This is a genomic window from Bradyrhizobium cenepequi, assembly GCF_020329485.1.
Lineage (GTDB): Bacteria > Pseudomonadota > Alphaproteobacteria > Rhizobiales > Xanthobacteraceae > Bradyrhizobium > Bradyrhizobium cenepequi.
The window spans coordinates 22,795-45,493 of sequence record NZ_JAGKJI010000006.1 but is presented as its reverse complement, the minus strand read 5'-3'; the positions used below and the strand labels follow the sequence as shown (position 1 = coordinate 45,493).

Below are 22,699 nucleotides of genomic sequence, written 5' to 3'. Positions count from 1 at the left end.
CATCCCTGGAGACGCTTCGCGCGCTCTTGGCATGGGGGTCATCATCCTACGCCCGTGTCTTAAGCAGACTTTTTGTTCTTGTCGTCATCGACCTCGGTGAACTCCGCGTCGACGACATCATCTTTTGCAGCGTCCTTGGCGGCATCGCCTTCAGCCTGCTGCTTGTACATGGCTTCGCCGAGCTTCATCGAAGCCTGCGCCAGTGCGTTGGTCTTGGCTTTGATCGATTCGGCATCGTTGCCCTTCAGCGCTTCCTTCAAGTCGCTGACGGCGTCTTCGATGGACCGGCGCTCGCTGTCGGCGATCTTCGAGCCATGCTCGGCCAGCGCCTTCTCGGTGGAATGCACCAGCGCGTCCGCATGGTTCTTGGCGTCGACCGCCTCACGCCGCTTCTTGTCCTCGGCCGCATTGGCCTCGGCGTCCTTGACCATCTTCTCGATGTCGGTTTCGGAGAGGCCGCCGGATGCCTGGATCCGGATCTGCTGCTCCTTGCCGGTCGCCTTGTCCTTGGCCGAGACGTTGACGATGCCGTTGGCGTCGATGTCGAAGGTCACCTCGATCTGCGGCATACCGCGCGGGGCAGGCGGAATGCCCATCAGGTCGAACTGGCCGAGCATCTTGTTGTCGGCCGCCATTTCACGTTCGCCTTGGAAGACGCGGATGGTGACCGCGTTCTGGTTATCCTCGGCGGTCGAGAACACCTGGCTCTTCTTGGTCGGGATCGTGGTGTTGCGATCGATGATGCGGGTGAACACGCCACCCAGCGTCTCGATGCCGAGCGACAGCGGGGTCACGTCGAGCAGCAGGACGTCCTTGACGTCGCCCTGCAGCACGCCGGCCTGGATCGCAGCACCGATGGCGACGACCTCGTCCGGGTTCACGCCCTTGTGCGGCTCCTTGCCGAAGAACTGCTTCACCACTTCCTGGATCTTGGGCATGCGGGTCATGCCACCGACCAGCACCACTTCGCCGATCTCGCCGGCGGTCAGGCCGGCATCCTTCAGCGCCTTGCGGCAGGGCTCGATCGTCTTCTGCACGAGGTCGTCGACCAGCGCTTCGAACTTGGAGCGGGTCAGCTTCATCGTCAGATGCTTCGGCCCGGTCTGGTCGGCCGTGATGAAGGGCAGGTTGATCTCGGTCTGCGTCGTCGACGACAATTCGATCTTGGCCTTTTCGGCGGCCTCTTTCAGGCGCTGCAAGGCAAGCTTGTCGTTCCGCAGGTTGATGCCCTGCTCTTTCTGGAACTCGTCGGCCAGGTAATTCACCAGCCGCATGTCGAAGTCTTCACCGCCGAGGAAGGTGTCGCCGTTGGTCGACTTCACCTCGAACACGCCGTCGCCGATCTCCAGGATCGAGATATCGAACGTGCCGCCGCCGAGGTCGTAGACCGCGATGGTGCCGGACTTCGTCTTGTCGAGGCCGTAAGCGAGCGCGGCCGCGGTCGGCTCGTTGATGATGCGCAGCACTTCAAGGCCCGCAATCTTGCCGGCGTCCTTGGTGGCCTGGCGTTGCGCGTCGTTGAAGTAGGCGGGAACCGTGATGACGGCCTGATCGACTTTTTGGCCGAGATGCGCTTCCGCGGTCTCCTTCATCTTCTGCAGGATGAAGGCGGAGACCTGGGAGGGCGAATAGGTCTTGCCGTCGGCCTCGACCCAGGCGTCGCCGTTCGATGCCTTCACGATCTTGTAGGGGACAAGCTTCTTGTCCTTTTCGACCATCGGGTCGTCATAGCGGCGGCCGATGAGGCGCTTCACCGCAAAGAATGTCCGTTCAGGATTGGTCACCGCCTGGCGCTTGGCCGGCTGACCGACGAGACGCTCGCCATCATCGGTGAAGGCGACGATCGACGGCGTCGTCCGCATGCCCTCGGAATTCTCGATGACCTTCGCGTTCTTGCCATCCATTACGGCAACGCACGAGTTCGTGGTGCCGAGGTCGATCCCTATGACCTTTCCCATGGTTCTGATTTCCTTCTGTCTAAGGCAGGTTGGCTGGGCCCTGACGGCGCACCGAACCGAACCCCCACACGTTCAAATGCTCGCGATATTGCGACGATGAGCCTCATATAGGAGGGGGGGTTAGGCCTGCAAGGACTGGACGCAACCTTGAGGCCTGAAAAGACTGGCGTTTGAAAGATTGTATCAGTCGGGGCCCGGACCGGCTTGGTCCTCCGGCTTGGTCCTGGGATCCATATTAACGAATGCGCAAGAAAGCTGCGACATTGCACCCAGCGCCATCAGGCGGCGTGAAGCCGCCCAGCCCTGTCGCCGGGCCATCAAAACCGCTAAAAGCGGGCCGACTGAGGCCTGACAGCTTGCGGCCCGCACAGGGTTGCCCATTGAACGGCTTCAATGCCAAACCCGGTAGATCCTTGACATGAACCCCATTCGCTTCCTTGCCGTGGTCGCCCTGTTCATTGCCGCCACATCTTCCGCCCTTGCCACGGACGTGGTCTTTCCGCCGGGCGCCAGGGTCGGGATGAAGCCGTTGGTTGGGCTCAATCGCGCAAAGGCCTTCACCGGCTTCGAGACCGAGGACCAGGGCGTCAAGGTGCTGGTGACCGACTTGCCGGCGGAGGCCTATGGCGAGGTCGCCAACGCTTTCAAGGCGAACCCGGGCGGGACCGGCGGGATCAAGCCGGAGAGCATCGAGACCGCGGCCGGACTTGCCTATTACACAGTCGAGAATGCTAAGAATGGCGCCAGCAGTGTGCGGCGCTATTCGATGATCCTGCCCGGCCCGACCTTCTCCGGCTATATCGCCATGCAGGTCCCGGAGAATGCCGCCAGGATCTATACCGACGACGCCATCCGCCAGATGTTCTCGACCGCCGCGATCCGGGATCAGGTTCCGGTCGACGAGCAGCTCGGGCTGATGCCCTTCAAGATAACCGAGCTGGCGAACTTCAAGAACATCCGCACGCTGGCGCCCGGCGCCGCGCTGATCGTCGCCGATGGCGACGAGAAGAGCGGGTTCGAGGTGGCGCCCTTCATGATCATCGGCATCATCGGCTCGACCGCCGCCTCTCCCGATGATCGCGGCCGTTTTGCCCAGCAGATCGCAACCACGATCCCCGGCGTCCGCGATGGGCGAATCACGATGTCGGAGCCGCTCCGCATCGATGGGCAGCCGGGATATGAGACGCGGATCGATGCGGTCAGCGGCAAAGACAATACGCCGGTCACGATCGTGCAATGGCTGCGGTTCGGAGCGCAGACCTCGCTGCGTATCATCGGCTCCTCGCCGCGCACTCAATGGTCGACCGCCTTCCCGCGTTTCCGCAACGTGCGCGACGGGATTCAGCCCCGCTAAAGCTTCTGCGCTGATTTGATCAGAACCGAAGCTCTAGATTTTGTTTCGAGCTGGTCAGTTTTGCTCTGCGGAGGAGGCTGAAGCCGACGCCGACTTTGCGCCGCCCTTGGAAACACCGACGAGCGCCGGACGCAGCACGCGCTCCCCGATCGTGTAGCCGGCCTGTACCACCTGCACCACCGTGCCCGATGGCACGGAGGGATCGGGAACCTCGTACATTGCCTGCTGGAAGTTCGGATCGAACTTCTCGCCGGTCGGATCGAATTTCTTGACACCGTTCTTCTCGAGCGTGGCATGCAGCGAACGCTCGGTCAGCTCAACGCCTTCGATCAGGGCCTTCAGACCGGGGTCGGCGGCCGCCTTGGCCTCGGCCGGGACGGCATCGAGCGCGCGCTGCAGATTGTCGGCGATGTCGAGGATGTCGCGGGCAAAGCCGGTGATGCCATAGGCGCGCGCATCCGCGATTTCGCGGGTCGTGCGCTTGCGCAGATTTTCCATCTCGGCCAGCGTGCGCAGCGTCCGGTCGCGCGCTTCGTTAAGCTCCTTGGTCAAGGCCTCCACCGATCCCTGCTCGGGATCGTCGGGCATGATGTAGGGCTTCGAGACCACGGGCTCGCCGGTCGGCCCCGGGTTCTCGGCGTTGTCGTTCGGCCGGTTCGGATCGGTCATGGCATGCCTTTTCGAAAAATCGCGTCTGGTCAACATTTAGGGATTGGTTGGCCGGGATATCGTGCTTTAGGCAACGAAAATCAAGCGCAACCAGCTCTGTTTCGGGAAGACTAGGCGCCCAGGATCCTGCTGACGAGGCGCGCCGCATAGTCCACGGTCGGGATCACCCGGGCATAATTCAGCCGGGTCGGCCCGATCACGCCGAGCACGCCCACGATACGGCCCGCACCGTCGCTATAGGGTGCAACGATGGTCGAGGAGCCCGACAGCGAAAACAGTTTGTTCTCCGACCCGATGAAGATCCGCACGCCATCGGCGCTTTCCGCGCGACCCAGAAGGTCGATCACGCCGCGCTTGGTCTCGAGATCGTCGAACAGCGACTTGATGCGCTCGAGATCCTCGAGCGCATGCAAATCCTCGAGGAGATTGGCGTGCCCACGCACGATGAGCTGCCGGTCTTCATTGTCGCCACCCGACCAGCTTGCGAGCCCGGCTGAGATCACCTTCTGCGTCAGCTGATCGAGCTCGGCGCGACTTTGTCCCAGCGCGGTCTCGAGTTCGAGCCGCGCTTCGGCGAGCGTACGCCCAAGGATGCGCGCATTGAGGAAATTGGTGGCCTCGATCAGCGCCGAGGATGGAACACCTGGCGGCAAGCTCAGCACCCGGTTCTCGACCTGGCCGTCTTCGCCGACCAACACCACCAGCGCACGTTCCGGCTCCAGCCGCACGAACTCGATATGCTTCAGCCGCGAGTTGGATTTCGGCGTCAGCACCACGGCCGCCGCGCGGGTAAGGCCGGACAGCCGGATCAGGGCTTCGTCGAGCGCTGCCTCGACCGACTGCGCACGGCCGACCGTCGCCAGTTGGCTTTGGATCGATTGCCGTTCCGCCTCCGTGAGGTGACCGACCTGCATCAAGGCATCGACGAAAAAGCGCAGGCCCAATTCGGTTGGCAGCCGGCCGGCGGACGTATGCGGCGCGTAGATCAGGCCGAGCTGTTCGAGATCGGACATCACATTGCGCACCGAGGCTGGCGACAGCGGCAGCGCGATCAGGCGCGAGATATTGCGCGAGCCAACTGGCTCGCCGGTCGCCAGATAACTTTCGACGATTTGACGAAAAATGTCGCGCGAACGCTCATTGAGCTGGGCAAGCCCGGCGTGCGGCGCGATCAAACCGATCGGTTCGTGTTGAGCCACCGTAATTCCCTCACAACTGCCTGTAATTTGACCATCCACACGCCCGATGACAAGCGTGCATTACCAACCCGGGAGCTGGCCAAAAGGCTTGCCGCACCGCCTGCCCGCTCCTACAAGCACCGCCAGCCTTTCGCTCGAATTCCCGGAGGATTCCCATGCGGCCAAGCCGCCGTGCACCGGATGAACTGCGCCCCGTCTCCTTGGAACGCGGCGTGGTCAAATATGCCGAGGGTTCCTGCATGGTGAAATTCGGCGATACCCATGTGCTGGTGACCGCGACTCTGGAGGACCGCCTGCCGCCGTGGCTGAAGGGCCAGGGCCGTGGCTGGGTCACCGCCGAATACGGCATGCTGCCCCGCGCCACGCTGGAACGCACCCGGCGCGAGGCCTCCGCAGGCAAGCAGGGCGGGCGCACGATCGAGATCCAGCGCCTGATCGGCCGTTCGCTCCGCGCCACCGTCGACCTGGAAGCGCTGGGCGAGCGCCAGATCACGGTCGATTGTGACGTGCTGCAGGCCGACGGCGGCACGCGCACCGCCTCGATCACCGGCGCCTGGGTCGCGCTTGCCGACTGCATCAACTGGATGAAGGCGCGCAACATGCTGAAAACCAACGTGTTGCGCGACCATGTCGCGGCCATCTCCTGCGGCATCTATAACGGCACGCCGGTGCTCGATCTCGACTACGCCGAGGACTCAGAAGCCGAGACCGACGCCAATTTCGTGATGACCGGCGACGGCCGCATCATTGAGGTGCAGGGCACTGCCGAAAAGACGCCGTTTTCGCAGGACGAGTTCCTGGCGCTGATGGCGCTGGCGCGCAAGGGCGTGGCGCGTCTGGTTGACTTGCAGAAGATGGCGGTGGCGTAGTCAATAAGCCATGCACCGCCGAATCACTGGAAAGCTCGTGATCGCGACCCACAATCCCGGCAAGCTTGCCGAGATGCGCGAATTGCTGGCGCCGCATGGCGTAGAGGCGATCTCGGCGAGCGACCTCGGGCTTGGCGAGCCCGAAGAGACCGGCGACAGTTTTCGCGCCAATGCCGCGATCAAGGCGATCGCCGCGGCCAGTGCCGCCGATCTTCCGGCATTCGCTGATGATTCGGGGCTGGCGGTCGACACGCTCGATGGCGCCCCCGGTATCTATTCCGCACGCTGGGCCGGCGAGAATAAGGATTTCACTGCCGCGATGACGCGGATCGAACGCCTGTTGCAGGAACACGGTGCGACCACGCCCGGTCAGCGCAAGGCACATTTCGTCTCCGCGCTGTGCGTCGCCTGGCCAGACGGACATCTCGAACAGGTCGAGGCGCGCGCCGATGGAACTTTGGTGTGGCCGCCGCGCGGCACCGCCGGTTTCGGTTATGATCCCATGTTCCTGCCCGACGGCCACTCCCGCACTTTCGGCGAGATGACGAGCGTCGAGAAGCACGGGCTGCCGCCGCTCGGGCTCGGCCTGTCGCACCGGGCGCGCGCCTTCGTCAAGTTGGCGGAGATATGCCTTGACTGACCGGGAACAGGCAGCCTTCGGCGTCTATGTGCACTGGCCGTTCTGCCTGTCGAAATGCCCGTATTGCGATTTCAACAGCCATGTCAGGCATGCGCCGATCGATGAGGCGCGCTTTGCCCGCGCCTTTGCGCGCGAGATCGAGACCACCGCGGCGCGCATCCCTGGCCGCGAAGTGGCCTCGATCTTCCTCGGCGGGGGCACGCCGTCATTGATGCAGCCACAGACGGTCGGCGCGATCCTGGATGCGATCGGCAAATATTGGCGTGTCGCTTCCGATGTCGAGGTGACCTTGGAAGCCAATCCGACGAGCGTCGAAGCGACCAGGTTTCGCGGCTATCGCAGCGCCGGCGTCAACCGCGTATCGCTCGGCGTGCAGGCGCTCGACGATGCCTCGCTGAGGGCGCTGGGCCGACTGCACACCGCCCGCGAAGCGCTGGATGCAGTCGGCGTCGCGCGCCAGGCCTTTGATCGCTACTCGTTCGACCTGATCTACGCCCGGCCCGATCAGACTCCCGCGATGTGGGCCGACGAGTTGAGGTATGCGATCGCGGAAGCGGCCGAGCATCTCTCGCTCTATCAGCTCACGATCGAGGAAGGCACGCCGTTCTTCGGCCTGCATGCCGCAGGCAAATTGCAGACGCCGGACGAGGCGGTCGCGCGCGCGCTTTACGACGTGACGCAAGAAGTCTGTGCGGGGGCGGGTCTGCCGGCCTACGAGATTTCCAATCACGCGCGAGCCGGTGCGGAGTGCCGGCACAATCTCGTCTATTGGCGTGGCGACGAATATGCCGGCATCGGTCCGGGTGCGCATGGCCGCCTCGACATCGACGGCCGGCGCCACGCCACCGCGACCGAGAAGCGGCCGGAAGCCTGGGTGATGCGGGTCGAGACCAACGGCAGCGGTGTCGTCACCGACGAGGTGCTCAACAGTGAAGAGCGCGCCGACGAATTCCTGCTGATGGGACTCCGTCTCACTGAGGGCATCGACCCCAAGCGCTATGCGTCGCTCTCGGGTCGCGCGCTCGACCCGCGCCGCATCGCGCTGCTGCGCGACGAGGGCGCCATCACCGTCGACGCCGACGGACGGCTGCGCGTGACCAAGTCCGGATTCCCGGTGCTCGATGCGGTGGTGGCGGATTTGGCCGCGTAGCCCGAACCAACTACGCCCCAAAACTCTTCGGAGACCCCGCAACCGCTTGCGTGCCGCCGCCGGCGACCTTCATCACGGCAAGTCCTCGCTCATTGGTGCCGTCGGCGCGGAAGCGGAACAGGCCGTCAATACCGGCAAAGCCGGAAGGATTGGTCAGCGTTTCCTGCGCGAATCGTTGCGGGCCTTGCGTCCGCGCCAGCGCGGCGACCAGCGCAACGCCGTCGTAGGCGAGCGTTGCGGTGCGCACGGGTTCGGAGCCATATTTGCTGCGGTAGCGACCGGCAAAGGCGCGGAAACCGGACGGGTCCGGCGCGGCGAACAGGCCGCCCTGCAGGGCCTGGCTCGCGAACACGCGCGGATTATCCCACAGGCCTGTCCCCAGGAGCTGGATGTTGCGCAGGTTGGCGCCGGCCGCTGTCAGCGCGTCTGCCGTCGCCACCACCGACTCACCGTCATCGGCGAGCAACAGCGCGTCCGCCTGGCCGAGCGACTGCGCCACCGTGCGTGCCGGCGTGGCGCGATCGGCGCCGTATTTTTCGAAGGCGACAACGCGGCCCCTGCGGCCAGCCACCTGCTTGAACGCGGCCTCGACTACATTGCCATAGGCATTGTCGGGGACCAGCGCGGCGAAGGAGCGTTTTCCGATGCCCGCCGAATATTCGACGATCCGGTTGATGTCGGATTCCGGCAGGAAGCTCAGGAGATAGACACCTCGTCCCGCGACGCTCGAATCGGTCGAGAACGCAATCACCGGGATACCGCGCCCGCGCGCGACCTGCGCAACGGCAGGCACCGACTGCGCGAACAGTGGGCCCAGGATGATCTCCGCGCCCTCGCCGATCGCTTGCTGCGCGCCCTGGGAGGCGCCTTGCGGACTGCCGCCGTCATCCTTGATCAGGAGCTGGATGTTCGGGTTCTGGAATTCCGCCAGCGCCAGTTCAGCCGCGTTCTTCATCGACTGCCCAGCGAGGCCGGCATTGCCGGCCGCCGACAGCGGCAGGATCAGCCCCACTTTGACCTGCCCGTTACCGATCGCCTGCGGCTGCTGCTGCGGCCCGGCGGGTGCTTCCGGCTGCGACGAGCTCGAAAACTGGCTAAGGGTCTGCTGCACGCCCGAGCAGGCGGCCAGCAAGGGGGCACCTAGCATCAGGCCGAGTGCCGTCCGGCGGGTCGCGGCGGAACCTTGCAGACCCGAGGATTGCGGTTTGCGACTATGCGGGCCCACCATCTCGTCTCTTCTCCTGGCCGACCGTGCCCGGTCGGGACTCCAATCGCCGAACAAATGGGGGATGGAATCAGGCATATTGTCGGCGAATAGCTAACCAAAACAAAGAGATTACTGTCCGATGGTGCCCTTCCCGCTGTGGACCAGGAACCCTCCACCAACTGCGCAGCACAATCGCCCCCGCTCTGCAAGACGCAAGCACGTCATGGCGTGGGCGTTGCCCCCTCTCTTCGTTCAAGCATGATCTTTCGGAAAACCGGTGTCCACTTTTCCGGATCATGCTCTAGATTGGCACTATGCGCGCAAAAGCCAGCTCAAGATACGGCGCTGACGCCGGGATGGATGTCCCCAACAGGACATTTTCCATCGCCGGCCAGGTGCTGAACGCTCCAAAGCCGATTCCCGGCCTGTATCTGGTCGCAACACCGATCGGAAATCTCGCCGACATCACCCTGCGCGCGCTGGAGACGCTTGCCGGCGTCGACCTGATCGCCTGCGAGGACACTCGCATCACACGCCGCTTGACCGAGCGTTACGCGATTACGGCCGAGCTGACCCCCTATCACGAGCACAATGCGGCGCAGGCGCGGCCAAAGATCCTGCAGCGGCTGGCCGAGCGCGCCGCGGTCGCGTTGGTCTCGGACGCCGGCACGCCGCTGATTTCCGATCCCGGCTTCAAACTGGTGCGCGAGGCCTGCGCCGCCGGGCATCAGGTGATCGCGGTGCCTGGAGCGTCGTCAGTGCTGACGGCGCTCGCGGTCGCGGCGCTGCCGACCGACCGCTTTTTCTTCGAGGGCTTTCTGCCCGCCAAGGAACAGGCCCGGCGCACGCGCCTCGTAGAGCTCGCCAGAATCGATGCAACGCTGGTGCTGTTTGAATCGGGTAACCGCGTGCAGGAAACCCTTGCCGACCTTGCCGCGATCATGGCCGGACGCGATGCCGCGATCTGCCGCGAATTGACGAAACTGCACGAAGAGATCAGGCGTGCCCCGATCACTGAGCTGGCAGCGGAAAAGGACGCGCTGGAGACGCGCGGCGAATTTGTGCTGGTGATCGGTCCGCCGCCGGCGGATGCGCAGGCGATGGGGCAGGATCAGCTCGACGAGCTGCTGCGCACCTCGCTCCAGCGCGACAGTGTCAAGGATGCGGTCGCGCATGCAGTCGAGCTTTCCGGTCGGCCGCGCCGCGAGGTCTATGCCCGCGCGCTCGAACTCGCAAAGGAAATGCGAGGTGGTGATGGCAAAGAGTGATGGCTCGCCGCCGGAAGCGGTCGCAAAGCTCGCTTCGCCCGCACGGGTCGCTGCGTTTCGCACCGGGCTATCGGCGGAAAGCCGGGCCGCGGCCTATCTGATGGCCAAGGGCTATCGTATCCTCGCCAAGCGTTTCCGCACGCCCTATGGCGAGATCGACCTTGTGGTGCGCAAGCGCAACCTGCTCGCTTTCGTCGAGGTCAAGGCCCGCGCCAGCTTTGATGAGGCCGCCTATGCCGTCACGCCGCGCCAGCAGCAGCGCATCGTCGCCGCCGCCCAGGCCTGGCTGATGGCGCATCCCGAACATGCGGAATTCGACATGCGTTTCGATGCCATGCTGATTGCGCCCAAGCGTTTGCCGCGCCATCTGTTGGCAGCGTTCGATGCCAGCGCATGACTTCCTCAAGAGACCGGACCTAAAGCTCATGAAATTGAACGTCGCCGTCCAGATGGATCCCATTGAGCGCATCAACATCCGCGGCGATTCGACGTTCGCGCTGCTGCTCGAAGCGCAGAAGCGCGGCCATGCTCTTTCCTATTACACGCCGGACAAGCTCTCGCTGCGCGGCGATGAACTGATAGCGCCGGCGCAAATCCTCACCGTGCGCGACGAGGTCGGCGCTCACTTTACCCTCGGCGAGCCCAAGCGCGAGCCGCTGACCAATTTCGATGTGATCCTGCTGCGACAGGATCCGCCGTTTGATCTTGCCTACATCACCTCGACGCACTTCCTCGAGCGCATTCACCCGAAGACTCTGGTCGTCAACGATCCCGCTAGCGTCCGCAATGCGCCGGAGAAGCTGTTCGTGATGAATTTTCCGCAGCTGATGCCGCCGACTTTGATCTCGCGCGACCTCGACGAGATCAACGCGTTCCGCGACGAGCACGGCGCTGTTGTCATGAAACCGTTGCACGGCCATGGCGGCGCCGCGGTATTCCGCGTAATGCCCCAGGACATGAACTTCGGCTCGCTGTTCGACATGTTTGCGGTGACATTCAAGGAGCCCTGGGTGATCCAGCGCTTCCTTCCCGAGGTCAGACATGGCGACAAGCGCATCATCCTGGTCGATGGCGAATTCGCCGGCGCCGTCAACCGCGTGCCGGCTGCGGATGACCTGCGCTCCAACATGGTGCGCGGTGGGGCGGCGCAGTCGACCGATCTTTCCGACCGCGAGCGCGAAATCTGTGCAACACTCGGCCCGGCCTTGCGCGAGCGCGGCCTTTTGTTCGTCGGCATCGACGTGATCGACGGTTACCTCACTGAGATCAACGTCACCTCGCCGACCGGCATCCGCGCCATTGCGCGCCTCGGCGGCCCGGACGCCGCGGCCAGGATCTGGGACATCATCGAGGCCAAGCGCGCGAAATCCTAGAGCATGATAAAGTGGAAACCGGTTTTCCGAAAAGATCATGCTCAAACAAGGAGATGAGATCGTGATCCGATTCCGTCTAATCGGATGATGATCTAAAGCGCGTCTGCCTTCCTTCCGCTCTGAGACCTCTTGTCAGCTTGTCACGGCGGGCGCAGCATGGCTGGGCCCGCTTCGGGCCGTGGGGCAGGACCTGCACGCGGGCGGCAACGCGACGATTGCTTAAAACACAACTTGATAAAAACCGTGGAGGAAAAGCATGACAATCAACGTCTCGCGAAGGTCTCTGCTCGCGCTCGGCGCCGGCCTTGGTGCAAGCACGCTGCTCGGCGGCAGTGCGCTGGCACGCGCGCCGAAGCTCGGCACGCAAACGCCCTATTGGCACCGCTTCATTCTCGGCGACGCCGAGGTCACCGTCGTCTCCGACGGCCCGCTGCCGCTCGGCGATCCCTCGGGCACCTTCACCGGCGTGCCGAAGGAAGAAGTGAAGAAGATGCTGTCGGACCACTTCCTGTCGCCCGACAATGTCGTGCTGGAGCAGAATTCACCGATCGTGAACACCGGCGACAAGCTGATCCTGTTCGACACCGGCATGGGCACGTCGAAAGCGTTCGGTCCGACCACCGGCCGCCAGCAGAAGAGCATGGCGGAAGCCGGCATCAAGCCTGAGGACATCGACGCCGTCGTCTGCTCGCATGCACATATCGACCACATCGGCGGCATCGTCGGCGCTGGCGACAAGCCGCTCTTTCCGAACGCGCAGGTCTATATCGCCCAGAGCGACTTCGATTACTGGACCGATGAAGGCAAGATGGGTAGCCCGCTGAAGGACTTCGTCGTTCACGCGCGCAAGAATCTCCTGCCGGTTCGGGACCGCCTGGTGTTCTTCAAGGACGGCCAGGAGTTCCTGCCCGGCGTGCAGGCGATCGCGGCGCCAGGCCACACCGTCGGCCACCATATCTTCATGGTGAGTTCGGCCGGCAAATCCTTCGCCTTCCTCGGCGATCTCTCGCACCACGCGGTGCTGCTGCTCGAGCGGCCGAGGATGGAATTCTCGTACGACACTGACCCGAAACAGTCAGCGGCAACGCGGGTGAGGTTGCTGGAGATGCTGGCGGCCAACAAGACCCCCGTGATGTCCTACCACTTCGCCTGGCCCGGCTATGGCCACGTCGCCAAGGCCGGCGACGGCTTCCACTACTATCCCGAACCGATGCAGATGACGCTGTAAGCTGCGCAGGCTCCGGGACGGTCGAGCGGGCAGATCCCGGAGCCACGTTCCCGTAATGTTCTTGCGCTTGGCGTTGCCTTCGGCTACCCTCGATTACGGCAAGGGGGCAGCATGGTTCAACGCGTTTCCACCGTCGCTTTCGAGGGGATCGAGGCTCGCGCGGTCGACGTGCAGGTGCAGGTCGCGCCGGGATTGCCGGCGTTTGCGATCGTGGGGCTGCCGGACAAGGCAGTTTCCGAGGCGCGGGAGCGGGTGCGCTCCGCCCTGATCGCCTCCGGCCTCGCCCTTCCGGCGCGCCGGATCATCGTCAATCTGGCGCCGGCCGACCTGCCCAAGGAAGGCAGCCATTACGATCTGCCAATCGCGCTCGGGCTGATGGCGGCGATCGGAGCAATCCCGTCGGACGCGCTCAACGGCTTCACGGTGCTGGGCGAACTCGGGCTGGACGGCTCGATTGCGCCGGTTGCGGGCGTCTTGCCGGCGGCAATCGGCGCCAATTCGCGCGAAGAGGGATTGATCTGCCCCGCAGCCTGCGGCTCCGAAGCGGCGTGGGCGAGCCCGGACATTCAGATCATCGCCGCACAATCGCTGATCCAGATCGCCAATCACTTCAAGGGTACGCAGGTGCTATCGCGCCCCTCGCCGAAAGTGCACGAACAGAGGGAGGCGCTGCTCGACCTGCGCGACATCAAGGGCCAGGAGAGCGCCAAGCGGGCGCTCGAGATCGCGGCGGCCGGCGGGCATCACTTGTTGATGATGGGCTCGCCCGGCGCCGGAAAATCGATGCTGGCGGCGCGACTGCCCTCGATCCTGCCGCCGCTGTCGCCGTCCGAACTCCTGGAAGTGTCGATGATCGCCTCGGTCGCAGGCGAAATCCGCGACGGAGCCTTGACCGCGCGACGGCCGTTCCGCAGCCCGCATCATTCCGCCAGCATGGCGGCGCTCACTGGCGGCGGCGTGCGCGCCAAACCCGGCGAGATTTCGCTGGCGCATCAGGGTGTGCTCTTCCTCGACGAACTGCCGGAATTCGATCCCCGCGTCTTGGATTCGCTGCGCCAGCCGCTGGAGACGGGCGAGGTTTCCGTCTCGCGCGCCAATCACCGCGTCACCTATCCGGCGCGCTTCATGCTGGTGGCGGCGATGAATCCGTGCCGCTGCGGTCATGCCTATGAGCCCGGCTATGCCTGCAAGCGCGGCCCCATCGACCGCTGCACGGCCGACTACCAAATGCGCATCTCCGGTCCGCTGATGGACCGCATCGATCTCCGCATCGAGGTGCCGGCGGTGACCGCCGCCGACCTGATCCTGCCGCCGCCTTCCGAAGGATCGGCGGAGGTGGCCGCCCGTGTTGCCGCCGCGCGCGACATCCAGCTTGCGCGCTATGCTGCCGCCGGCATGCCGAACGTCCGCACCAATGCTGAGGCGCCGGCATCGCTGCTGGAGACCATCGCCCAGCCGGACGCGCAGGGACAGAAGCTGCTCCGCGATGCGGCCGAGACCATGCGCCTCACCGCGCGCGGCTATCACCGCGTGCTGCGTGTCGCGCGCACGCTTGCCGACCTCGACCGCGCGGAGAAGATCGGCCGATTGCATCTCGCGGAAGCCTTGTCGTATCGCGCGCTGGCCGACGACATCAGGCGCGCGGCATAGAGCGTTTTCGAGCGAAGTGGACACCGGTTCGCGTGAAGAAAACGCGTCAACGCGAAAGTAACCAGTTCGCTTTACCCTCCACCAACCATAAGTCTGCGCAGTCCTCGCCGGCTTTGGTTGAGTGAGTGGTATCATGTTGCGTTTGAAGATCTTGGCCTCGGTCGTACCGCTGGCCGCCTTTGCGCTCGTTGCCCGCAGTGAGTTCCTGCCAGGCCCACACCCCTGCATCGAGGCCGGCGGCGCCACCGTCCAGATCGCGTCGCTCCCCTGGCTCGCGCAACTCCATGTCGGCTTCACGGATGACCCGGCCGCTGCCACCGTGCGGGTCGAGATCTCCGATAGCGCGGAAGCCGCCGATTTCGCCGTCATCGATGATATCGACGATACTGAATCCGGCGCCTGCGAGAGCAACGGCGTGCCGCAACTGGTGGCGATCTCGCCCAATCCCGCCACGACCGACCCTGTGATCTATCTTGCCCAGGATGGTCCGGCCGATTACCGGATCTTTGTCCGTTCGAAGAGCTTCTCGGTGCGCGATGCTGCAGCGCTGATCGTCGGCGCGCATGGCGGGCACCGCCGCCTGCAGGCGGCTTCGCTCTAGCAACACTCATTAACCCTTTATCAACCCTGTTCGCATCGCGGGTGAGAACGGAAGGCGGTTTCAAGCACTTTGCAAGGTCGCCGACGCATCGTCGACCCAATATGCAAAGGCGGCTCAAGCCACCAGCCTTCAAGCAGGTGATCAGGGGATCGGCGATGACGTGGACCTATCGACTGAAGCTCCGCTTGCTTCGGTTCGGGCGGCGTCACCCCTGGACCGTCGTCATCCTTCGCGCCTTCATCGTCTTCGCCGCGGCCTTTGGCGGCGGCTATGCATTGCTTGTTGGCGCCGTTTCGGACCGCGACCCGCGTGCCCTTGGTGTAGGTGCCAGCCTGCTGTTCGCGCTCGCCTGCGTGGCGCTGGTCGTGCTGAGTGTCCGGCTGCGGCTGACGCGCGGGAAGCTGCGCATGATCGCTGAGCACAACGAGGCGCTCGCCGACCGCAACTGGGAACTGCAGGAGGCCGAACAGCGCGCGCGCAGCCTGTTCGAATCGCAAAGCGATCTGATCGTCCTGCGCGATTCCGATGGCATGATCACCTTCGTCAACGACGCCTATTGCGACCTCGCAGGAAAGCCGCGCGATGAACTGATAGGCAGCCATTTCGCATTTGAAGTGCTGGAACAGGGCGAAGTCGCGCTGGAGCCGAGCGGCGCCCGCACCTACGACCAGAAGATTGCGAGCCCCTCCGAGCCGCGCTGGATCGCCTGGCGCGAGGGCCTCGTCCGAACCGATGCAGGACGGCCTGCGGAGATGCAAAGCGTCGGCCGCGACGTCACCGACCGCACCGAGAGCGAGCGCGCGCTTGCTGAAGCGCGCGATCAGGCCGACGCGGCCAACCGCGCCAAGTCCCGCTTCCTCGCCATGGCGAGCCACGAGATCCGCACGCCGCTCAACGGCATCATCGGCATGAGCGGCCTCTTGATGGATACGCCGCTGACGCCGGAGCAGATGACCTACGCCAAGGCGGTGAAGACCTCCGGCGACGCGCTGTTGTCGCTGATCGAGGAGCTCCTGGACTATTCCAAAATCGAAGCGGGCAAGATCGATCTCGAGGAACGGCCGTTCGCTCTCTCGAAACTGATCGAGGACGTCACCGAACTGCTGGCGCCACGAGCCGAAGCAAAAGGAATCGAGATCGCCGCCTACATCGACGAGCGATTGCCTATCGACGTGGTCGGAGACGCGGCCCGGCTGCGCCAGGTGCTGCTCAACCTCGCCGGCAACGCGATCAAATTCACCGCGGCCGGCGGTGTCGCCTTGGTCGTCCAGCCCGGCATCCGTCCGAACGAAATCAGCTTCCTGGTCCGCGACACCGGCATCGGTATCGCACCGGAAGCACAGCAGCGCATCTTCCGCGAGTTCGAGCAGGCCGACGAGGGAATTGCCCGTAGCTATGGCGGCACCGGACTTGGTCTGAGCATCAGCGACCGCATCGTCAAGCGCATGGGCGGCCGTATCGCGCTTGCAAGCACGCCGGGCGCGGGCTCGACCTTCGAGGTGTCGATCCCGCTCGCATCATCCGACAGCAACGGACCGCCGATGTTCAGCCCGCCTGACCTCGCGGGCCGGTCGATCATGCTGGTTGCGCCGCAAGGCATCGAAGCCACCTTGATCTCGCACCGGCTGCAGCGCTGGGGCGCACAGATCTGCATGGTGTCGGATGCCATGGTGGCGGAGGCCTTGTTGCCGGAGAGTTCATGGCACGCCGTGCTGATCGACCACGCGCTGGGAGCCGCTGAAATCGGCCACCTCGGTGAAGCGGCGCGGCTGCACGCGACGCAGCGGCTCGTGATGTTCACGCCGGCGACCCGGCAGGAACTGCAGCCGTCCGCCGACTCGCCGTTCACCGGCTATCTGGTCAAGCCGCTGCGCGCCGTCTCGCTCGCCGCCCGTCTTACCGCCACGCCCGAGATCGCTTCTCCGAGCGTCGCCGCGGAGTCACTCGTCGAGCAGATCGAGGCCGGTCCGGCACAGGACTCATGGTCCGACAAGCGGCTGTCGATCCTGGTCGCGGAGGACAATGAGATCAACGCGCTCTTGATGCGCTCGCTGCTGACGCGCCTCGGCCACCAGGTGGTGATCACCACCAATGGCGAAGAGGCGCTTCAATCCTGGCTATCGGCGAAATCGGCAGGCAGGCCATACAACCTCGTGCTGATGGACGTGCAGATGCCGCAGCTCAACGGCATCGAGACCACCAAACGCATCCGGCAATCCGAAGCCGGCCAGTCCGGCCGACCGACGCCGATCCTCGCGCTCACCGCCAACACCTTGGCGGAAGATCGCTCCGCCTGCTTCGAAGCCGGCATGGACGGCTTTCTGATCAAGCCGCTCGATCGCGAGAAGCTGGAAGAAGCGCTGAGAGGATTGGCGGCATCGCGGCATCTCGCGGCGTAGCACACCGTCGTCCCGGCCTTGAGCCGCGACCCATAACCACAGGCCTTTGTTGTATGCCCCGCAGCAACCGCTCGGTCGCACCACAACAACCGCCTGTGGTTATGGGTTCCCGCTTTCGCGGGGACGACACCGAATTACAACCGCCGTAGCGCGACTGTCTCCACCACGTGGTCGGCGCCCTTCTTCAGGATCAGCGTGGCGCGCGGGCGGGTCGGGAGGATGTTGTCCTCGAGATTGGCGCGGTTGGTGCGTTCCCAGATCGCGATCGCGGTGGCGGTCGCCTCTTCGTCCGACAGCACTGCGTAGCGGTGGAAATAGGATCGAGGATCGTGGAACGCGGTGTCGCGCAGCGCAAGGAAGCGCGTGACGTACCACTCGCGCAACACCGGCTCGTCGGCATCGATATAGACAGAGAAATCGAAGAAGTCGGAAACCACCGGCACGGCCTTGCCGTCGCGCGGCAAGCGGCTCGTCTGCAGCACATTGACGCCCTCGACGATCAGGATGTCGGGACGATCGATCTCGACGAACTGGTTCGGAACGATGTCGTAGGTCAGGTGCGAATAAACCGGCGCGCGCACCGGACGCCGTCCGGCCTTGATGTCGCTCAAGAACGACAGCAGCAGCGCCTGGTCGTAGCTTTCCGGAAAGCCCTTCTTCTGCATCATTCCCAAGCGCTCGAGCACGGCGTTGGGATAGAGGAAGCCGTCTGTGGTAACGAGGTCGACCTTGGGCCGCGGCGACCAGCGCGCGAGCAGCGCCTGCAGCACGCGTGCGGTGGTGGACTTGCCTACCGCGACCGAGCCCGCGACGCCGATGATATAGGGCATCTTGCGGTCCTGGATGGCGAGGAACTGGCGCTGCGCGTAAAAGAGCCGCTGCGTGGCGTCGACATAGATCGAAAGCAGGCGCGACAGCGGCAGATAGATGTCCTCGACTTCGTGGATGTCGAGCCGATCGTGCATCGAGCGTAACCGCTCGAATTCGCCTGGCTCCAGCGTCATCGGCGTGTCGTCGCGCAGCTTCGCCCATTGCTCGCGCGAGAAGATCCGGTATGGATTATACTGCTGGTCGGGTGCCTGAATATCCATGGCCGTGCCCTAATTGAACTATCGCTTGGGCATGATCTTTTCGGAAAACCGGTGCCCACTTTTCCGGATCATGCCCTAGTCGCGCTTGCGCGCCGCTTTCTCTTCCAATCCGGACATGGATGTGCGTTGCGCGAGCGCCGCCTCGACGTCCTCGAGCTTCACGCCGCGGGCCTTGAGCAGCACCAGCAGGTGAAACACCAGATCGGCACTTTCGGCGATGAGATGATTGCGATCGTTTTCGATCGCAGCGATCACGGTCTCGACCGCTTCCTCGCCGAGCTTTTTGGCGCAATGCTCGGCGCCCTTGTCGAGCAGCTTCTTCGTATAGGACGCCTCTCCCCCCGACGCCGCGCGGGCATCGATGATGGCGGCCAGATCGTGGACCGTGAAACGCGACATACTCAAGCACCCAGACCGGCGGGACGCCGGCAACACCCCCCCAGAGGGACTTAGCATTTTTGTGACAGGAAGTCCTAGATCATGATCCGATTGGATGAAATCGGATCATGATCTCGTCTCTTCATTTGAGCATGATCCTTTCGGAAAACCGGTTTCCACTTTTCCGGATCATGCTCTAGGGATCAAGACGCATCGGCAGGCCGGCGCGCACCATGTGCTCCTTGGCTTGGCGGATGGTAAATTCGCCGAAATGGAATATCGACGCCGCCAGCACCGCGGTGGCGTGACCCTTCCGGATGCCGTCGACGAGATGGTCGAGATTGCCGACCCCGCCTGACGCGATAACCGGTACGGGAACACTGTCAGCGATCGCCTGGGTCAGCTCCAGATCGAAGCCCTGCCGCGTGCCATCCCGATCCATCGACGTCAGCAGGATCTCGCCGGCGCCGAGCGAGACCACCTCCTGGGCATATTCGATCGCATCGATGCCGGTCGGCTTGCGCCCGCCATGGGTGAAGATCTCCCACCGGTCGGAGCCGCCGGCACGGTTGACGCGCTTGGCATCGATCGCGACCACGATGCACTGCTCGCCGAACTTCTCGGCACCCTCTTTGACGAATTCCCGACGGCTGACTGCCGCGGAATTGATCGACACCTTGTCAGCACCGGAGCGGAGGAGCGTGCGGATGTCGTCGATGGTGCGGACACCGCCGCCGACGGTGAGTGGCATGAAGCAAGCTTCCGCAGTCCGACGCACCACGCCCAGCATGATGCCGCGGTTCTCATGGGTGGCGGTGATGTCGAGGAAACAAAGCTCGTCGGCGCCAGCGGCGTCATAGGCGATCGCCGCTTCCACGGGATCGCCGGCGTCGCGCAGGTCGACGAAATTGACGCCCTTGACCACGCGGCCGTCCTTGACGTCGAGGCAGGGGATGACGCGGACCTTGAACATATCGTCTCCTAAGCAGCGGCCCGCATCAGCTTCAGCGCCGCGTCGGGATCAAGCCGGCCGTCGTAGAGCGCACGGCCAACAATGGCACCGGCGAGCTTCCTGGCGCGCGGCTCCAGCAGCGCCTTGACATCATCGATCGAGGCAAAGCCGCCGGAGGCGATCACGGGGATCGAGATGCTGTCGGCGAGGGCGATCGTGGCATCGAGGTTGAGGCCCTTTAAAAGGCCATCGCGGGCGATGTCGGTGAAGATGATCGCGGCAACGCCGGCGTCCTCGAAACGCTGGGCGATCTCGAGCGCAGTCACTTCCGACGTCTCGGCCCAGCCCTGCACCGCGACCTTGCCATCACGCGCATCAAGGCCGACGGCGACGCGGCCGGGATACTTCTTCGCGGCTCCCTTCACGAGCTCGGGGTCACGCACCGCCGCGGTGCCGATGATGACGCGCGCAACGCCCTTCTCCAGCCAGGCTTCCACTGTCCTGAGATCGCGGATGCCGCCGCCAAGCTGCACCGGCATCGTGACCGCCTTCAGCATCGCCTCGACGGCCTGCGCATTCATCGGCTTGCCGGCGAAGGCGCCGTCGAGATCGACCACGTGCAGATATTCGAACCCCTGAGCTGCAAAGGAACGCGCCTGCGCCGCCGGATCGAGATTGAACACGGTGGCGCGCGCCATGTCGCCCTGCTCCAGGCGCACGCATTGCCCGTTCTTCAGGTCAATGGCAGGAAAGAGGATCACGGCTTCCACTTCAGGAAATTCGAGATCAGCGCCAATCCGAAGCGCTGGCTCTTCTCGGGGTGAAACTGCGTACCGATCGCGGTGTCCTTGGCGACCACGGCCGTGACCGGCCCGCCGTAATCGGCGCGCGCGAGCACGTCCTGCTCGTTGGCCGCATTGAGGTGATAGGAGTGCACGAAATAAGCGTGGCGGCCGTCCGGCCCCAGCGGCAGGCGCTCCAGCACCGGGTGCTCGCGGAGCATCTCGAGCGTGTTCCAGCCCATGTGCGGAATCTTCAGGTTCTCCTCACGCGGCTGGATCTTTTCGACGTCGCCAGCGACCCAGTTGAAGCCCTCGGTCGTCACATGCTCCTTGCCGCGCGTCGCCATCAACTGCATGCCGACGCAGATGCCGAAGAACGGCCGCGCCTTGACCCGCACGGCTTCCGTGAGAGCCTCGAGCATGCCGTCGAGCGAATCGACGCCCCTGCGGCAATCGGCGAAGGCGCCGACGCCCGGCAGCACGATGCGGTCGGCCCGGAATACCGCGTCGGGATCGCGCGTCACCATGATCTTCTGCGGATCTTCCATGCTGCGCGCGGCGCGCTCGAACGCTTTCGCCGCCGAGTGCAGGTTGCCGGAGCCATAATCGATGATGGCAACCGTCATCGCGATCCTCCCGGCTCTGGAAATAACCCGATGATGCCGCCCTGTGGTAGCGGCGGCGGCTTGGAGAACGGCTGGCCGGGAATGTTGCGCGGCGGCGGCGGGCCGCCGCGATCGACCGACCGCTGGTCGTTGACGAGGCCACGATGCGTTGCGGTCCAGCGATCGAAAAAGCGGCGCTCGGCGGATTCCTCGTCATCGGCCACGACGATGTCGAGCTGGCGCCATCTGCCGCGCGACAATGTCCAGCGCTTCACGCTTGCCGCCTCGAACCCCAATAGCAACGCCAGCACGATATCTACGGCCAGGATCGTGCCGCGGCCGATGCCGAGCTTTGCCAGGCCGTAATCAATCGCTGCTATGAGCACGACCCAGCCGATCAGTGCCAGCCATAGCCGGTGCCAAGCCAGCCAGATCACGCTCGCAACCGCCGCCCAGAAATGAAAGCCGTCCCGCACGAAGGTGAACTTGTCCGTCGCCGCAAGATCAACATTGTTCCCCACGGGGACATGCACTGTGTAGACCGGCATCAAAAATCTCCGCCGCGAACTTCTTGTTTGGACATGATCCCCGCGCAAACGCTTCGCGTTTGTCGCGAGGGAAAGCCGGGACTGAGCTTTCCGGACCATGCTCGGGAGATCAGCCGCCGAGCTGGCCCTTGGTGGAGGGCACTTGGCCCGCGGCCTGCGGATCGATCGCGACAGCCGCGCGAAGCGCTCTCGCAAGACCCTTGAAACAGGATTCGGCGATATGATGGCTGTTCTCGCCATATAGGGTCTCGACGTGCAAAGTCACGCCGGCGTTCATCGCGAAGGCATTGAACCATTCGCGCACCAGCTCGGTGTCGAACTCGCCGATCTTGTCGCGGGAGAAGGCGACCTTGAACACCAGCACCGGACGGCCGGAAATGTCGATCACCACACGCGACAGTGTTTCGTCCATTGGCATGTGGATCGAGGCATAGCGGGTGATCCCGGCCATGTTGCCGAGTGCCTGTTTCACGGCCTGTCCGAGCGCAATCCCGACATCCTCGGTGGTGTGGTGGTGGTCGACATGGAGATCACCCTCGGCGTTGACCGTGATGTCGATGCGCGAATGTCGCGCCAGGAGATCGAGCATATGGTCAAAGAAGCCGATCCCGGTCGAAACCTGGGACACACCCGACCCGTCGAGGTTTACCGCCACCTCGATGTCGGTCTCCTTGGTCTTGCGCTTGATCGTCGCCGTGCGCATGAAAATTGAGCTTTCCCGTGCCGAAAACGGGCGTCTTTTAACAGGCCGGTGACCCCTTCGCTACTGCGGGATGAC

Annotated in this window: 22 protein-coding genes; 11 read left to right on the top strand and 11 right to left on the bottom strand. The window is 64.2% G+C overall.

What is annotated here, in order from left to right; all coding sequences use genetic code 11:
• Positions 1–59 precede the first annotated feature (59 nt).
• Entirely contained in the window at positions 60–1,958 is a 1,899-nt protein-coding gene (gene dnaK / locus J6497_RS09660; protein WP_225704031.1) for a molecular chaperone DnaK, read from the bottom strand.
• A 418-nt stretch (positions 1,959–2,376) separates the two neighbouring features.
• On the opposite strand from dnaK, the gene J6497_RS09655 reads away from it, so the two are divergent.
• Positions 2,377–3,312, top strand: a complete 936-nt coding sequence (locus J6497_RS09655) for a hypothetical protein (RefSeq protein WP_225704030.1) — start codon at positions 2,377–2,379, stop codon at positions 3,310–3,312.
• 54 nt (positions 3,313–3,366) lie between these two features.
• Here the strand turns inward: J6497_RS09655 and grpE are convergent, their stop codons facing one another.
• Both grpE and hrcA read right to left on the bottom strand, forming a co-directional pair.
• Entirely contained in the window at positions 3,367–3,981 is a 615-nt protein-coding gene (grpE, locus tag J6497_RS09650; RefSeq protein ID WP_225704029.1) for a nucleotide exchange factor GrpE, read from the bottom strand.
• Between the two features lie 110 nt (positions 3,982–4,091).
• On the bottom strand, positions 4,092–5,180 hold the full coding sequence (hrcA, locus tag J6497_RS09645) for a heat-inducible transcriptional repressor HrcA (protein WP_225704028.1): 1,089 nt from the start codon (positions 5,178–5,180) through the stop codon (positions 4,092–4,094).
• A 155-nt stretch (positions 5,181–5,335) separates the two neighbouring features.
• On the opposite strand from hrcA, the gene rph reads away from it, so the two are divergent.
• From rph to hemW, 3 genes are read left to right on the top strand one after another with little or no spacing between them, the layout of a single operon-like run.
• Positions 5,336–6,049: a ribonuclease PH gene (gene rph / locus J6497_RS09640; protein ID WP_225704027.1), complete on the top strand. Its 714-nt coding sequence runs from the start codon at positions 5,336–5,338 to the stop codon at positions 6,047–6,049.
• A 10-nt stretch (positions 6,050–6,059) separates the two neighbouring features.
• Positions 6,060–6,689, top strand: a complete 630-nt coding sequence (gene rdgB, locus J6497_RS09635) for an RdgB/HAM1 family non-canonical purine NTP pyrophosphatase (protein ID WP_225704026.1) — start codon at positions 6,060–6,062, stop codon at positions 6,687–6,689.
• Entirely contained in the window at positions 6,682–7,839 is a 1,158-nt protein-coding gene (gene hemW, locus J6497_RS09630) for a radical SAM family heme chaperone HemW (protein WP_225704025.1), read from the top strand. Before rdgB ends, hemW begins: the two co-directional genes overlap by 8 nt.
• A 10-nt stretch (positions 7,840–7,849) precedes the next feature.
• Here hemW and J6497_RS09625 read toward each other — a convergent pair whose 3' ends face one another.
• The gene (locus tag J6497_RS09625) at positions 7,850–9,067 is read right to left on the bottom strand and encodes a penicillin-binding protein activator (protein ID WP_225704024.1); all 1,218 of its coding nucleotides are present in this window, start codon (positions 9,065–9,067) and stop codon (positions 7,850–7,852) included.
• Positions 9,068–9,360: 293 nt separating this feature from the next.
• On the opposite strand from J6497_RS09625, the gene rsmI reads away from it, so the two are divergent.
• The 7 genes from rsmI to J6497_RS09590 all read left to right on the top strand — a co-directional run bounded on the left by rsmI (position 9,361) and on the right by J6497_RS09590 (position 17,565).
• Entirely contained in the window at positions 9,361–10,314 is a 954-nt protein-coding gene (rsmI, locus tag J6497_RS09620) for a 16S rRNA (cytidine(1402)-2'-O)-methyltransferase (RefSeq protein ID WP_376708190.1), read from the top strand.
• Complete coding sequence (locus J6497_RS09615; protein ID WP_225704022.1) at positions 10,301–10,711, top strand: YraN family protein; 411 nt, start codon at positions 10,301–10,303, stop codon at positions 10,709–10,711. Before rsmI ends, J6497_RS09615 begins: the two co-directional genes overlap by 14 nt.
• A gap of 28 nt (positions 10,712–10,739) precedes the next feature.
• Entirely contained in the window at positions 10,740–11,687 is a 948-nt protein-coding gene (gene gshB, locus J6497_RS09610) for a glutathione synthase (RefSeq protein WP_225704021.1), read from the top strand.
• A gap of 256 nt (positions 11,688–11,943) precedes the next feature.
• Positions 11,944–12,915, top strand: a complete 972-nt coding sequence (locus J6497_RS09605) for an MBL fold metallo-hydrolase (protein WP_225704020.1) — start codon at positions 11,944–11,946, stop codon at positions 12,913–12,915.
• 111 nt (positions 12,916–13,026) lie between these two features.
• A complete protein-coding gene (locus J6497_RS09600; RefSeq protein WP_225704019.1) occupies positions 13,027–14,565 on the top strand; it encodes a YifB family Mg chelatase-like AAA ATPase in 1,539 nt (512 codons plus the stop codon).
• Between the two features lie 133 nt (positions 14,566–14,698).
• Positions 14,699–15,166 (top strand): hypothetical protein, encoded by a 468-nt coding sequence (locus J6497_RS09595; protein ID WP_225704018.1) that lies wholly within the window; start codon positions 14,699–14,701, stop codon positions 15,164–15,166.
• A 155-nt stretch (positions 15,167–15,321) separates the two neighbouring features.
• Positions 15,322–17,565, top strand: coding sequence for a PAS domain-containing hybrid sensor histidine kinase/response regulator (locus tag J6497_RS09590; RefSeq protein WP_225704017.1), 2,244 nt, complete (start codon positions 15,322–15,324; stop codon positions 17,563–17,565).
• Between the two features lie 134 nt (positions 17,566–17,699).
• Here J6497_RS09590 and coaA read toward each other — a convergent pair whose 3' ends face one another.
• The 7 genes from coaA to hisB form a co-directional block, all read right to left on the bottom strand.
• Positions 17,700–18,656 (bottom strand): type I pantothenate kinase, encoded by a 957-nt coding sequence (gene coaA / locus J6497_RS09585; protein WP_225704016.1) that lies wholly within the window; start codon positions 18,654–18,656, stop codon positions 17,700–17,702.
• A 75-nt stretch (positions 18,657–18,731) separates the two neighbouring features.
• On the bottom strand, positions 18,732–19,055 hold the full coding sequence (locus J6497_RS09580; RefSeq protein WP_130225516.1) for a phosphoribosyl-ATP diphosphatase: 324 nt from the start codon (positions 19,053–19,055) through the stop codon (positions 18,732–18,734).
• Positions 19,056–19,230: 175 nt separating this feature from the next.
• Positions 19,231–20,007 carry an imidazole glycerol phosphate synthase subunit HisF gene (gene hisF / locus J6497_RS09575; protein ID WP_225704015.1) on the bottom strand — a complete coding sequence of 259 codons (777 nt, stop codon included), beginning with the start codon at positions 20,005–20,007 and terminating at the stop codon, positions 19,231–19,233.
• An 8-nt stretch (positions 20,008–20,015) separates the two neighbouring features.
• Positions 20,016–20,747 carry a 1-(5-phosphoribosyl)-5-[(5-phosphoribosylamino)methylideneamino]imidazole-4-carboxamide isomerase gene (hisA, locus tag J6497_RS09570; protein WP_225704014.1) on the bottom strand — a complete coding sequence of 244 codons (732 nt, stop codon included), beginning with the start codon at positions 20,745–20,747 and terminating at the stop codon, positions 20,016–20,018.
• On the bottom strand, positions 20,744–21,394 hold the full coding sequence (gene hisH, locus J6497_RS09565) for an imidazole glycerol phosphate synthase subunit HisH (protein ID WP_225704013.1): 651 nt from the start codon (positions 21,392–21,394) through the stop codon (positions 20,744–20,746). Before hisH ends, hisA begins: the two co-directional genes overlap by 4 nt.
• Entirely contained in the window at positions 21,391–21,921 is a 531-nt protein-coding gene (locus J6497_RS09560; protein ID WP_225704012.1) for a DUF2628 domain-containing protein, read from the bottom strand. The genes hisH and J6497_RS09560 overlap by 4 nt, the downstream gene beginning before the upstream one ends.
• Positions 21,922–22,030: 109 nt before the next feature.
• Positions 22,031–22,624: an imidazoleglycerol-phosphate dehydratase HisB gene (gene hisB / locus J6497_RS09555; protein ID WP_225704011.1), complete on the bottom strand. Its 594-nt coding sequence runs from the start codon at positions 22,622–22,624 to the stop codon at positions 22,031–22,033.
• Positions 22,625–22,699: the final 75 nt, after the last annotated feature.

Bases quoted from the DNA above. Each gene is read 5' to 3' on its own strand.
- hisH (WP_225704013.1), bottom strand. From the start codon at position 21,394: ATGACGGTTGCCATCATCGATTATGGCTCCGGCAACCTGCACTCGGCG.
- J6497_RS09625 (WP_225704024.1), bottom strand. From the start codon at position 9,067: ATGGTGGGCCCGCATAGTCGCAAACCGCAATCCTCGGGTCTGCAAGGT.
- rdgB (WP_225704026.1), top strand. From the start codon at position 6,060: ATGCACCGCCGAATCACTGGAAAGCTCGTGATCGCGACCCACAATCCC.
- coaA (WP_225704016.1), bottom strand. From the start codon at position 18,656: ATGGATATTCAGGCACCCGACCAGCAGTATAATCCATACCGGATCTTC.
- J6497_RS09605 (WP_225704020.1), top strand. From the start codon at position 11,944: ATGACAATCAACGTCTCGCGAAGGTCTCTGCTCGCGCTCGGCGCCGGC.
- rph (WP_225704027.1), top strand. From the start codon at position 5,336: ATGCGGCCAAGCCGCCGTGCACCGGATGAACTGCGCCCCGTCTCCTTG.
- gshB (WP_225704021.1), top strand. From the start codon at position 10,740: ATGAAATTGAACGTCGCCGTCCAGATGGATCCCATTGAGCGCATCAAC.
- dnaK (WP_225704031.1), bottom strand. From the start codon at position 1,958: ATGGGAAAGGTCATAGGGATCGACCTCGGCACCACGAACTCGTGCGTT.
- J6497_RS09600 (WP_225704019.1), top strand. From the start codon at position 13,027: ATGGTTCAACGCGTTTCCACCGTCGCTTTCGAGGGGATCGAGGCTCGC.
- J6497_RS09595 (WP_225704018.1), top strand. From the start codon at position 14,699: ATGTTGCGTTTGAAGATCTTGGCCTCGGTCGTACCGCTGGCCGCCTTT.
- rsmI (WP_376708190.1), top strand. From the start codon at position 9,361: ATGCGCGCAAAAGCCAGCTCAAGATACGGCGCTGACGCCGGGATGGAT.
- J6497_RS09560 (WP_225704012.1), bottom strand. From the start codon at position 21,921: ATGCCGGTCTACACAGTGCATGTCCCCGTGGGGAACAATGTTGATCTT.
- hisF (WP_225704015.1), bottom strand. From the start codon at position 20,007: ATGTTCAAGGTCCGCGTCATCCCCTGCCTCGACGTCAAGGACGGCCGC.
- J6497_RS09655 (WP_225704030.1), top strand. From the start codon at position 2,377: ATGAACCCCATTCGCTTCCTTGCCGTGGTCGCCCTGTTCATTGCCGCC.
- hisB (WP_225704011.1), bottom strand. From the start codon at position 22,624: ATGCGCACGGCGACGATCAAGCGCAAGACCAAGGAGACCGACATCGAG.
- J6497_RS09580 (WP_130225516.1), bottom strand. From the start codon at position 19,055: ATGTCGCGTTTCACGGTCCACGATCTGGCCGCCATCATCGATGCCCGC.
- grpE (WP_225704029.1), bottom strand. From the start codon at position 3,981: ATGACCGATCCGAACCGGCCGAACGACAACGCCGAGAACCCGGGGCCG.
- J6497_RS09590 (WP_225704017.1), top strand. From the start codon at position 15,322: ATGACGTGGACCTATCGACTGAAGCTCCGCTTGCTTCGGTTCGGGCGG.
- J6497_RS09615 (WP_225704022.1), top strand. From the start codon at position 10,301: ATGGCAAAGAGTGATGGCTCGCCGCCGGAAGCGGTCGCAAAGCTCGCT.